This is a genomic window from Persephonella marina EX-H1 (assembly GCF_000021565.1).
Taxonomy (GTDB): domain Bacteria; phylum Aquificota; class Aquificia; order Aquificales; family Hydrogenothermaceae; genus Persephonella; species Persephonella marina.
This window is the reverse complement of sequence record NC_012440.1, coordinates 1413234-1426213: the sequence shown is the minus strand read 5'-3', so window position 1 is coordinate 1426213 and position 12980 is coordinate 1413234. Positions and strand designations below refer to the sequence as shown.

General features: G+C 38.7%; 10 protein-coding genes. 1 reads left to right on the top strand and 9 read right to left on the bottom strand.

Going from position 1 to position 12980, the window contains the following annotated elements:
* Window positions 1–1203, bottom strand: coding sequence for an ABC transporter permease (locus PERMA_RS07355; RefSeq protein WP_012676064.1), 1203 nt, complete (start codon window positions 1201–1203; stop codon window positions 1–3).
* Complete coding sequence (locus PERMA_RS07350) at window positions 1203–1997, bottom strand: hypothetical protein (protein ID WP_015899045.1); 795 nt, start codon at window positions 1995–1997, stop codon at window positions 1203–1205. Before PERMA_RS07350 ends, PERMA_RS07355 begins: the two co-directional genes overlap by 1 nt.
* A 54-nt stretch (window positions 1998–2051) precedes the next feature.
* Here PERMA_RS07350 and PERMA_RS07345 point away from each other — a divergent pair, with 54 nt between their 5' ends.
* Entirely contained in the window at window positions 2052–3050 is a 999-nt protein-coding gene (locus PERMA_RS07345) for an NAD(P)H-dependent glycerol-3-phosphate dehydrogenase (protein WP_012676266.1), read from the top strand.
* A gap of 33 nt (window positions 3051–3083) precedes the next feature.
* Here PERMA_RS07345 and PERMA_RS07340 read toward each other — a convergent pair whose 3' ends face one another.
* From PERMA_RS07340 to PERMA_RS07310, 7 genes are all read right to left on the bottom strand, one after another.
* Window positions 3084–6341: an efflux RND transporter permease subunit gene (locus PERMA_RS07340; protein WP_012676388.1), complete on the bottom strand. Its 3258-nt coding sequence runs from the start codon at window positions 6339–6341 to the stop codon at window positions 3084–3086.
* Between the two features lie 17 nt (window positions 6342–6358).
* Window positions 6359–7525: an efflux RND transporter periplasmic adaptor subunit gene (locus tag PERMA_RS07335; RefSeq protein WP_012675337.1), complete on the bottom strand. Its 1167-nt coding sequence runs from the start codon at window positions 7523–7525 to the stop codon at window positions 6359–6361.
* Complete coding sequence (locus PERMA_RS07330; RefSeq protein ID WP_012676657.1) at window positions 7525–8898, bottom strand: TolC family protein; 1374 nt, start codon at window positions 8896–8898, stop codon at window positions 7525–7527. Before PERMA_RS07330 ends, PERMA_RS07335 begins: the two co-directional genes overlap by 1 nt.
* Window positions 8899–9015: 117 nt before the next feature.
* A complete protein-coding gene (locus PERMA_RS07325) occupies window positions 9016–9699 on the bottom strand; it encodes a Crp/Fnr family transcriptional regulator (RefSeq protein WP_012675754.1) in 684 nt (227 codons plus the stop codon).
* Window positions 9700–9715: 16 nt separating this feature from the next.
* On the bottom strand, window positions 9716–11260 hold the full coding sequence (locus PERMA_RS07320; RefSeq protein ID WP_015899012.1) for an MlaD family protein: 1545 nt from the start codon (window positions 11258–11260) through the stop codon (window positions 9716–9718).
* Window position 11261: 1 nt separating this feature from the next.
* A complete protein-coding gene (locus PERMA_RS07315) occupies window positions 11262–12257 on the bottom strand; it encodes a 3-dehydroquinate synthase II (protein ID WP_012676013.1) in 996 nt (331 codons plus the stop codon).
* 50 nt (window positions 12258–12307) lie between these two features.
* Window positions 12308–12979 (bottom strand): class I SAM-dependent methyltransferase, encoded by a 672-nt coding sequence (locus PERMA_RS07310; protein WP_012676474.1) that lies wholly within the window; start codon window positions 12977–12979, stop codon window positions 12308–12310.
* Window position 12980: the final 1 nt, after the last annotated feature.

The following is a 12980-nucleotide window of genomic DNA, read 5'->3' as shown; positions in this document are numbered from 1 at the left end:
TTATCCTCTTATCGCCTCAATAGGATTTAGATTTGCAGCCTTCAACGCAGGATTTAATGAAGAAACAACACCTACGATGAAAGATACAACAAGGGCTATCAAAAATCCCTCAATGGAGAAATGAACAGGAAAGTCAACAATATTTTTCAGAAGTTTTGCACTTATAACACCCAGTCCAAATCCTATAAAAGCTCCGATGGATGTTATTATAACTGCCTCGGTTATAAACTGGAGCATGATATCTTTCTTCTTTGCTCCAAGGGCTTTTCTTATACCAATCTCCTTTTTTCTCTCAGAGACTGACAGGAGAAAAAGATTCGCAAGAACAAAGCCACCTATACTCAGTGATATAGTTGATGAAAAGCCTAAAAAAAGTATCAGCGTTCCTGTTAATGCAACAAGAAAGTTAAGTATCTCTGTAGGTGACAGAATAAAAAAGTCATCTTTTCTTGCGTGATGTTTCATTATTAGAAATCTTTCTGTTTCTTTTATTACACTGCTTAGATCAACACCGGGATAATATCTTATCCTTATTGAGGATATATAAACAGGGTCGTGGTTTATCTTGTACATAACCGTTGTGTAAGGCATTAAAACCCTGTTGTCCAGGTTCCTCCCTGTAGGTGTGGTCCCCCTCTCAGATAAAACACCTATAACCCTGCAGGGAAGTCTGTTCAGTATTATGCTTTTCCCTAAAGGATCCTCATTTTTAAAAAGTGTTTCCTTAATATACTTTCCTATAATACACAGATTCTCTTTCCTTTTAAGCTCCTGATCAGTAAACATCCTCCCCTCTAACAGATACCATGACCAGGCTTCCTCAAAGTTCGTATCAACACCGTAAAGCCTTGTTTCCTCAACATTTCCCCTGTAGTAAACCTTAGTTCTCACCCTTACTATAGGCATAATTATCTTTATCTCAGGAAAGGCTCTCTTCAGATCCTTTATATCGTATATGGTGAGCGTTTTCTGTCTGCTTCTTATACCCTTCTGTTCCTGGGATCCACCGAATATGAGAACGCTGTCAGGTCCAAAAGATTCAACAACCTCATAGGCCCTTTTGAAAGCACCCTCAACAGCAGCAACAATTATTGAAAGGGATGCTATACCGAAGGCAATACCTATAACGGAGAAGAAGGTTCTTAATTTAAACGATTTTACAGCTGTTAATGATTCTGAGAATATCCCTGTAAATTTTGCCATCAGGAGGTTGTTTTAAACCTTATTGTTGTTATGGCCCACTGGATCTCATTTTCATTTATCTCATTAAACTTCCAGCTCTGTACATAACTTTTTATTATCTGGTCTACTCTTTTATCCCCTGTTGTTCCAAGAAGTTCAACCTTATAAACAGTTCCATCTTTCCTGACCCAAAGCTTGACTCTCACAGGTGGTGGTGGAACAGGTGCTTTTATCTTTGGTGGATCAGGTTTGTAAACAAGCTTCCTTCCTGCAGCTGTTCCCCTTGCTGATGAGTCAAACTTAGAAAGCACAGTTCCAAATGATGGATTGAACTCCCCTTTTGTTATAGCTGTGAACTCCTTTATATCACCTGTCTCAGCAGGGATCTCAGAGAACTCTCCAAGATCTATCTCAGGATCAGGTAAGGCAACCTCCTTCTCCTCAAGATTAACAGTTTCAGGAAGGACAGGTGTTAATGCAGGGACTACAGTTCTGCTTGATACATTTTTTCCCGAAGAAGCTTTTGGAGCTACAACCTTTTTCTTAAGCTTCTCTATCTCTTTTTTCCCTTCTTCAGATCTTTTTGTGTACTGTTTTTTAAGAACTTTCTTTCTACTTTTCTTTTTCCTTACAGGTTCCTTCAATTTTACGTACCTTATCTTTGTCTCCCTTTCTATCTTTGCAGGTTCAATATGTGAGAGATAAAACTGAAAACCACCAAGTAGGACAAGGTTCAGGATGAAACCTACCAGTGATGATATAATTAATATACGCTTATTTAGGTACTGTTGTGGTTTTGATACTATTAAATCCATACTGATATTTTATGCTAATGTTAACTCTGTGACAAGAAAAAAACAGGTGACGTTATGGTGTTTGAAAAACTTACAGTTTTAGGAGCTGGAAGCTGGGGAACAGCTCTCGCTCAGGCTTTTTCCAAAAATTTCTCACAGATAACGTTATGGGGAAGGGATGAGAGAACCATAAATGAGATAAACAGTATAAAAAAAAACAGTAAATATCTGCCTGATATAACACTCTCAGAAAATATCAGAGGATGCACAGATATAAACGAAGCTGTAAAAGATTGCGACATACTTATAGTTGCTGTTCCCACACAGAGTGTAAGAGAAGTTCTGAAAAAGATAAAGTATGACATATCCATTCCTGTAATATCAGCATCAAAAGGGATAGAGATAAACACATTAAAGCTTATATCAGACATAATAAAGGAAGTTCTGGGTATACAGGATGATCTTATATTTGCCCTTTCAGGTCCATCATTTGCAAAAGAGGTGGCTTTAGGACTTCCAACAGCTGTAACACTTGCAGGGAACATAAAAATAGGGGAAAAACTACAGGAAAAACTTAATACAGAAACTTTCAGGCTTTATATAACGGAGGATATTATCGGCGCAGAGATAGGTGGTGCCGTAAAGAATGTTATAGCAATAGCAACAGGAGCAAGTGACGGACTTGGTCTTGGAAATAATGCAAGGGCAAGCCTCATAACAAGGGGTCTTTACGAGATGACAAAGGTGGCAAAGGCTTTTGGTGGAAAGCCGGAGACACTTTACGGACTTGCAGGTCTTGGAGATCTTGTCCTTACAGCAACAGGAGAGCTTTCAAGGAACAGAAGATTCGGGATACTTCTTGGAAAAGGATACTCGGTAGAAGAGGCTTTAAAAGAGGTTGGTCAGGTTGTTGAAGGTGTAAAAACTGTTGAGGCTCTCAAAAAGATACAGGAAAAGTTTGGTATTGAACTGCCAATATCAGAGGTTGTGTATCAGGTAGTTTATGAAGGTTTAAGTCCTAAGGAAGCTGTCAGAATACTGATGAGCAGACAGCCAAAAAAAGAGGGATTTTAAAAATAAAAGGGCGGTTTAACCGCCCTTCATTCATTATTTTTCAGGTTTCTCATCAACAGGAACTGCAGGTGGCATATCAAGTTTTACCGCTGTCTTTCCAACAATCATGTAGTAAAGAACAGGAACAACAACAAGTGTTATGAGTGTTGATGCTATAGTTCCAAATATAAGCGCTATAGCAAGACCGTTAAAGATAGGATCAAAGATAATAACAAAAGCACCTACCACTACAGCTGCGGCTGTTAAAAGGATCGGTCTTGTTCTGACTATACCTGCCTCGAGTAATGCTTCCTCAAGGGCGTAACCCTCTTGAAGTTTCTGCTGTGTAAACTCAACAAGAAGTATAGAGTTTCTCAGAATAATACCTGCAAGAGCAATAAATCCTATCATTGATGTTGCTGTAAAGAACGCACCCATAATGAAATGTCCAGGAACTATACCAACAAGTGTAAAAGGTATTGGAGACATTATAACCATAGGCATCTTAAATGATCCAAACCAGCCAACAAGGAGTATGTATAAAACTATCAGGGCTACCGCAAAGGCTATACCCATATCTCTGAATGTCTCGTATGTAACCTGCCACTCACCATCCCATTTTACATAGTATCTGTCCTCAAGATGTGGCTGATGTGTTAGAAGTATCTCAACACCCTTTCCATCTGGTGTTTTTATATTTCTTATCTTTTCAGAAAGATCAACTATAGGATAAACAGGTGATCCAACTGTATCATCAACATTTGCTATAACATAAACAACCTTCTGGAGATTTTTTCTGTATATATCATTCTTTGCAGAACCTTCCTTAACCGTTACAAGTGAACCAAGAGGAATAGCACCCTTTGGTGTAGGTATCTTCATAGATAGAATGTCATTGATAGATGTTCTGTACTTCTCATCCAGTCTCACAACTATATTTACAGGGTTAAGATCTTCAGCAGAGTGGATAAAGCCTACAGAGTATCCTGCAAGAGCTATCCTGACAGTTTTAACTATCATATCCTCATTAAAGCCGTATCTCTTTATCTTCTCCCTGTCAGGTTTCAGGATGTACTGTCTCTGTGGAAGGTTTGCGTATATACCAACATCTATAACACCTTCAGCTTTTTCAAAGATATTTTTTATCTCATCAGCTATCTTCAGCTGTGTTTTGTAATCAGGACCGTATACCTCTGCAACAATAGGTGATAAAACAGGTGGTCCAGGTGGTGGTTCAACAACGGCAACATACTTTGCCCCATGTTTCTTGGCTATTCTTTCTATATCTCCTCTTATTCTTTCGGCTATCTGGTGACTCTGTGCCTTTCTCTCATGTTTGCCTATAAGATTTATCTTTATCATCGCATAATGTGTTCCTTCTCTCATGTAGTAATGTCTTACAAGACCGTTAAAATCAAACGGTGCAGGTATACCGGCATATATAACGTAGTTCTCAACCTCATTCACATTTTTTGCATACTCTGCTATCTCCTTTGCAACCTTGTATGTTTTCTCAAGAGGTGTTCCTTCAGGCATGTCTAGTACTACGAAAAGCTCACTTTTGTTGTCATAAGGGAGCATCTTAACAAGAACAACCCTTTCAACAAAAAGCCATACAGATCCTACGAGCAATAATCCCATAAAGCCTAAGAAGATATATCTCTTAATCCTGCTTAAAAATAGAGGCATGTATATTCTTTCAAAAAGCTTTGCAAGGATTCCTGCCCTCGCTTCATCCTCCTTTTCTAACGCTTCAGGAGATTCATGTTCGTGGTCGTGCTTCAGCCATCTTAATGCAAGGTAAGGTGTAAGTATAAAAGCTATAAGCATTGAGAAGAACATAGCAACAGATGCATTTATAGGTATAGGTCTCATATAAGGACCCATAAGACCTGAAACAAAAGCCATTGGGAGAAGAGCAACAATAACAGCGAATGTTGCAAGTATTGTTGGGTTACCAACCTCATCTGTAGCAACAATAGCAGCTTTCTCATTTGGGAGTTTTCTCATTGAGAACCATCTGTGGATGTTCTCAAGAACAACGATAGAGTTATCAACAAGAATACCTATTGAGAAAATAAGGGCAAAAAGAGTAACCCTGTTAAGGGAGTACCCGTACATCTCACTTAAGAAAAGTGCTATAGCAAGTGTTACAGGTATTGTTACTGCAACTATTAGAGACTCTCTCCATCCAAGTGTTACAGCTATAAGAAGAACTATGGAGAATGTTGCTATAAGAAGGTGCTCAATAAGCTCGTTAGCTTTTTCTGTAGCTGTCTCACCGTAATTTCTTGTAACTTTCACATGGATATCAGCTGGTATTACTTTACCCTTTAAAGTCTCAAGCTTTTCAAGTATCTTTTCTGCTACTACAACAGCATTACTGCCTGTTTTTTTAGCTATAGCAAGTGTTACAGCATTGTAAAGTTTATTTTTATCTCCTTCTCCCCTTATTCCATAACCAAACTGGACTATATTTGTAACCTCTCCTTCTCCTATCTCAACCTTTGCAACATCCTTTATATATATAGGCTTGTTGTTGTAAACACCTATAACAACATTCTCAACATCCTTAACAGAGTTTAAGAACTGTCCTGTTCTCAGTTTGAATCTGTAGTTACCCTTATCAAACTCACCTGATGGCAGTGAGCTGTTTGCATACTGAAGGGCCTGAACTACCTGCGGTAGAAGTATATGGTAGGCGTTTAGCTTTGAAGGATCAAAATATATGTATATAGATTTTGGTTTTGACCCTAATATTGTTGTCTCAGAGATGTTGTAAAGCTGTTTCAGTTCATCCTCAACCTGCTCAACAACCCTTCTTATCTCGTAGGAGCTGTACTTATCACTGTAAAATGTCAGTGCAAGTATAGGGACATCATCTATAGATTTTGGTTTTACTATAGGTTCCATAGCCCCCTGGGGCATTCTGTAGTAGTTTGACATCAGTTTACTGTAAAGTCTGACAAGTGCATCTTCAGGATCCTCACCAACATAGAACCTGACAGTTGTTACACCAAATCCGTCACCTGCGTAGGAGTAAACATAATCAACCCCGGGAATCTCCCACATTATCTTTTCAAGAGGCTTTGTTATAAGTTTGTCAACCTCATCAGCCTCAGACCCGGGAAAAGGAACGATAATATCTATCATAGGGACTACTATCTGGGGTTCTTCATCCCTCGGTGTTGTAAGAACAGCAAAAAGCCCTAGCAGAAGAGATGCAAGAACCATAAGAGGTGTGAGAGGTGATTTTATGAAGGCTCTTGCTATCCTTCCTGCCAGTCCATAGGATCTATTTTTATCTTCCATTTTTTACCTCCACCTGATTATCTGATTTTACAGCCGTCACAAGCTTTTTCAGTATTTTCAACAACTATCTCTGTGCCAGCATCAATACCAGAAACAACCTCGTACTTACCGTTTATTCTGTCTCCAAGTTTCACAAATGTTAGATGTAATATGCCGTTCTTATCCACAGTATAAACAGCCTTAAGCTGTCCCCATTTAACAACTGCTGATTCAGGAATAAGTATCTTTTCCTCAGACTTAACAGGTATCTTTATCTTTCCGTACATTCCCGGTGTAACACCTTTTATGTAAGGTATTTTTATCTTAACTGTGAAACTTCTGTTCATAGGGTCTACTGACTTACTCTTTTCAACTACCGTTCCTTTAAGTTTCTTTCCTATAGTTTCTATATAAACATCTATCTCATCTCCTATGTGTATCTTGTCTATCAGCTTCTCATCTATCTGTGCTAAAAATCTGAGATCTTTATCCCCGATTATCACTATAGGCATTCCCGGGGCAGCCATATCACCTATATCATTCATCTTCTTTATAACAACACCATCAAATGGTGCTTTAACATAAGCATAACTCTGCATAATTCTTGCATACTTCAGTTTTGCCTTAACCTGCTTCTCCTTTGCATCTATCTGCTTAAGTTTTGCATCAATCATATCAAGCTGTGCTTTTGCACCTATCATCTTTGTTTCAATCTCTTCAAGCTGCTGTTTTGAGATGGCGTTATCTTTATAAAGGTTCATAAATCTCTCGTATGTTCTTTTAGCAAACTCATACCCGGCTTTAGCAGCCTCTCTTCCTGCGAGTGCTTCTTCCCTTGCCTTTGAGAGCTCCTCAAGGGCAGCTTTTGCCTCCCTTATGTTCTGTTTTATCTCACTGTCATCCAGAACAGCTATAAGCTGACCTTTTTTTACTGTGTCACCCTCTTTTACCTTTATATCAAGTATCTTTGCCATAAGCTTCGTTGAAACCTTTGCGTTGTTGTTTGATGTTACCGTTCCATCAACCTCATACTCAGATTTCATAACTGTAGGTTTTATGACCGCCGTTTTTATACCTGTAACAGCTTTTGCCTCAGTTTCAGCATAACCTGGCTCAACCCTTGGTGTAAGATAACCTCCCATCCAGAGGATAAGAACAAATACAGGTAGCAAGAAAAAGAGGGTAAATCTTATTAATCCTGCCATTATTTATCTCCTCCAATTTTTTCTTTGTTTAAAGCTCCAGACTGGAACTGAAGTTCTAAAAGGGCTATCTGCGCCTCATAAACAGCCTTTGCGAGATCAAAACTTATCTTGTCGTACATTGTCTGTGTATCTAAAAGATCTATCATTGATGCCATCTGGTTCTTGTATCTCTTCTCTGTTATTTTTAATACCTCTTCAGCCCATTTCAGGTTCTGTTTTGCCGTGGTAAGCTTCTCCTTTGCTGTTTGAAGCTCAGCGTAAGCTTTGTAAACGCTGAACTTAATATACTCTTCAAAACCTTTCTTCTGGTGTAGGTACTGTCTGTAAATCTCTTTAGCAGATTTATATTTATTTATGCTCTGGAAACCGTCAAAAACTTTCCAGTTCAGTGCCACACCTATAGTCCACCATCTGCCGTCTGTACCAAATGGTGTTTTTCTATCATTAAGCTCGTAAGAGCCAAATGCACCGATAGTTGGGAAAAGGTCAGACTTTGTAAAATCAGCCATTCTCTTGGCATTCTCAACCCTCTGTCTCAGAGCGATAAGATCAGGTCTGTTGTTCATAGCAAAGTTCTGCCAGTACTCTACAGTTCTGTCTGTGTCCTCAAACTTAAGCTCACCTACAACCTCAATCTGAGTAGGATCCACCTTATCCAGTCCCATAGCAAGTAAAAGACCTCTTTTTGCTACAAGGTACTGATTTTCTGCCTCTGTTATCTTGTTTTTAACATTCATAAGGTAAACTTTTGCTCTGAGAACATCTGCGTATATGGCAAGACCGTTGTCATACATGGATTTTGCTGTTTTATAATGCTTCTCAACAGATTTATATGCCTGCTTTGCAAGCTTTATAGCTCTTTTCGCAAGTAATGCACCGTAGTAAGCCTTTGATACATCATAGATAACCTTCTGTTTTGTTCTCTCAAGATCAAGCTTTGAGGCTTCATACTCCTCCTTCTGCATCTTTATTCCTGTGGATATCTTTCCACCCGTGTAGATAGGAAGCTGGAACTCTAACTTTGTCTGCCAGTTGTTTATCTCAGGATAGGTAGGCGGTGGGAAACCGAAGGATGTCATATTAACAAAGTTTGATGATGAGTTCATATCAAGCCTTTTCTGATTAAGAGTGTTCATCATTCCCCAGCCGGGATTGTTAGTTCTCATGAATATCTCGCTGAAAGTTAGTGAGGGCCATCTGAGACCTTTCGTTGCTTTAAGCTGGTACTCCTTTGACTTCAGCAGATTCTGGGACGCCTTTAACTGGTAGCTGTTCTCAAGTGCGGTCTCTATAGCCTTTTTGAGAGTAATCTCCTCTGCTGAACCAACACCTATAAAAGTTAGTAAAACCAAACTAACCAGTAGCTTTCTCATAAACCACTCCTCTAAAAATTGATTTAAATCAATTTTTTAATATATTAGAATATTATTATATTTATAATATATACTAAGAGAAAATAAAATTCAAGATCTTTTAAACAGATTGTCAGATTACGATATGAGCGTTTCCAGATATTCAGGATCCAGTATCTCTATTTTACCCCTTTCTGTGTTTATAAGCCCCTCTTTTTTCCATTTACTCATGATTCTTATGGCTGTTTCAACGGTCGTTCCTGTCATCTCAGCCAGATCCTGCCTGGTTATTGGGGCTTTTATAACAATCTTATCTCCCTGATCCTCACCTATCTTCTTGGAAAGCTCAAGGAGAAGACTTGCTATCCTTCCCTCCACCTTCTCAGCTGCGAGGCTTTTCAGTCTGTCGTAAGCTTCAAGAACCATCTTACTGGCTTCACATGTAATCCTTACAGCAAGAGCTGGATATTCTGTCATAAGTCTGAGGAAATCAGCGTTTGATATATAAAGAACTTTTGAGTCTATCAATGCCTGTGCTGTGTATGTGCTTGTTGGTTTAGACTCACCAAGAACAAGCCATCCAAAAACCTCTCCTGGTGTAACAAGTCTGAGGATCACCGTTTTACCTTCTGCCGTCTCTTTTGTTAATTTTATAATTCCATCTATAACAATGTATATACCAGGTTCCTCATCTCCTTCAAAAAAAACATACTCATTTTTGTGGAACTCTTTAAAATGAAAATATTTTGATATCTCCTTTATCTCCTCGTCTTTAAGACCGGAAAAAAGTCTCACTTTTCTTAAAAAAGCATCTTTATCCATTTTTGTCCTCATATTATTAAGGTTTTGGTACAGAACCTAAGATATATTTTAAATCATTGTCGTTAAACAGGAAACCTCCACCTATGAAAACACCCCTTACCCCATCATTCAGAAGATCCGATCCACCTAAATCTATAAAAATAGGTGAACTGCCGAATTTATACTGAAACACAATATCCAGCTGTGGATGGGCAGGTTCTCCTGATGCAAATCTTCTGTCAAAATTGTAAATATCTGATTTCAGCTTAAAGTTTTCAGAAAAATGGATATCAAAACCTCCTGCAGCTCCAGAATCCTTAAGACCAGCCCTTACCCATAATGATGGGTAATCTTCACCAAACAGCTTTCCAGCATACTGGACGTCAAAGAGTATTCCGTAATTCCTTGTAAGTCTAGTTGTTACAGTTGATCCTGTCTGGTACTCCTCTTCCTTTAAAACCTTACCATTCGTGTTTGATAATGCACCAAAGTATAAATACCTGTCTGGTCTGTGTGAGAATATAGCAGCTATACCGGCCTTTACATCCTCATTTCCCGTATGTGTTTCAGCATAAAGCTTTATATCAAGTTTTGATCTGTTTATCACTTTAAATGGTTTTGCGAAAGATTTAACTCCTTCATTCACATTGTTGTAAAGGTCATCCTCATTCACAAGCTTCCCTATTGTTCCTTTTCCTTCATCTATCTTTGCGAGAATCCTGTCAAGCTTTAAGGAGGCATCTTTTATCTTCTCAACAGCACTTCTTATATCCTCTCTGTTCTCACCGACTGTATCCCTGACCTGAAGTGCTGCCTGATCTATATCTTCAAGAACCTTAGGTGTTTTCTCCTTTAACGCAACAGATGTCTCCTTAAGATTTTTAACAAGCTCCCTTATATCATCCCTGTTATCACCTGTTATAGCCTCAAGATGTGTTGTTATCCTGTCAAGTTTAGCTATAAGTTCAGGCAGGTGGGTTCTCAGGTTATCTGTTATAACCCTCACATTTTCTATGGTTCTTCTAAGATCTCTCCTGTTTTCCTGTACAAGCTGATCTGTATGTTCTGCAAGTACTCTTATCCTTCTGATCAGTTCTGTAAGATTTCCTTCTTCTATAGCCTTGTTAAGATTATCAACAAGTATCTCAACCTTTTTTGCGACATCAGCGGCTGATGAAAAAGCCTCTTCAGCTGAGGTAAAAACCTGTCCCTTTCTGATTATTGCTTTCTCAGGTAGCTTTCCCGCATCTGGCGTCCCCGGATCTATATAAACATACTTATCCCCCATAAGGCCAAGTGTTCTTATGTATGCAACAGCATTCTTATAAAGGGGAACATCCTTTCTTATAGAAACCTTAACCTCAACTATGCTGTTTTTAAAAACGATATCCTCAACTCTACCTACCTTTACACCTTTTACCTGTACATCCGCTCCCTTTGAAAGTCCCTCAACCATATTGAAGTAAATATAGTAATCCTGTGTATCCTGACCAAAACCTCTGTCATTAAAAGCGATTGTTAAGTAGGCGAATATACCGGATATAATAAGGACAAATAAGCCTACCTTTAGTTGTGTGTTCATTTTATTTTTCCAGTATTGTTTCTTCTACTTTCATACCGAAATGTCTTCCAGCTTCCTCAACATATCCCAGTATCTCGTCACCCTCTTTAAGATCAACAACTGATATTAAAGAGCCGTCACCACCAACAACCCTTATAGTCTCAGCATTCTGAAGAACAGCACTCAGCTTTTTCCCGTTGTATTCAGCCTCTATCAAAAGCATAGGTCTTCTCTCAATCTTTGCCCTTCCTACGACAACAGCCCTTCCATTCCCGTCAATATCATAAGCCATAACTTCCTTACCAGCCTCAAGCTCGCAAAGATAAACAGTTTTTCCACCCGGAACCCTTGTGTACATATGAACAGCACCTGCATTTACCCTGAAAGGTCTTGAGGCAACATATGGTGATTCTTCTGTCTCAGCATGTACAAGTATCATGCCTGCAGATGAGTTTCCAACAAGCATTCCCTCTCCCCTTTTAAAGAGTGAGGTTGTGTCAACAGCAACCCTGTCCCCCATTCCTACAGGAATTATCGCTGTTACCTTTGCCCTGATAAGCTCAACTTTCTCAGTTGTTTCCTTTATAACAGATGCAACCCTTTTTATCTCGTTAAGATCTTCTGTCTCAAGAACAACACCTTTCACACCTTTTTCAAGAATACCTACAGCTATACTTGCCTCATCTGCGTTCTTGACCTCTGCGTAGATGTTTTCAGACTGGGCTATAAGGTTTTCAAGAGGGATTATTGTCCAGTCGGTTGTTCTGACTATGACCTTTTTTCCAGCTTTTGCTAACTGTGCTGCCTTTTCCTCATCCTGCTTGTTTTTTATTGTTACTATAACAAAATCATCAGTGAGATTCCCTTTCTTATCTGCGATTATAAAGTTAACCCTTCCAAGCTTTTTTGCCTCTTCCTCTTTATCCTCAGGTATTATGATGTAATCGGCACCACTTTCTATAGCTGTTGTTACGATCTTTTTGTCGTAATTGATAGCGTTTACTATAAATTCCTTCATCACACACCTCTTTTATATTTTGATATTTATTAAAACATTATAATATTATTTTATTTAACTTTCTGAAAAACGGCTATAATAACCATTCCAGCAAACTTTTTTGAGCTGTAAATTTTTCTGAAAGAAAAATCTTCCATAAATCTCTCAAGCTCTTCTTCGGATTTTGAGTTCTCTATGGACTCTATAAAGTAATCGTACTCTTCCTTTGTGAATATCCTTTCTCCAACAGGTCTGAATATCTTATCAGCAAAAAAATACATGGTTCTGTAGATATATCTGGAAGGTTTTGAGATATCAAGTATGGATATACAGCCTTTATCCTTCAAAACACGTCTGAACTCTGTTACAGCGTCTTCAGGATTAAGATGTCTGAAAACAAGAGAGAGGAGAACAGAATCAACAGTTTTATCCTTAAATGGTAAGTCATACGCCGATGCCTGTATAAAAAGATTTTTCTCACCTGTTTTTTCCCTAGCAACCTTCAGCATCTTAAATGAAACATCTATCCCCACAGCATCTGTCTCGGGATATATCTCATTGATCTTTTTTACTATCTCGCCTGTTCCTGTTCCAACATCAACAAACACTTCACCCTCAGGTGTATTCTCTATAAGTTCTCTCTGCCATCTGTTTATCCTGCTGAATGTGGCAAAGTTCAGGAATCTGTCGTATACGTTAACTATACTGTCAAATATCTTTGCCGCTAATCTTTCCTGAGCCATA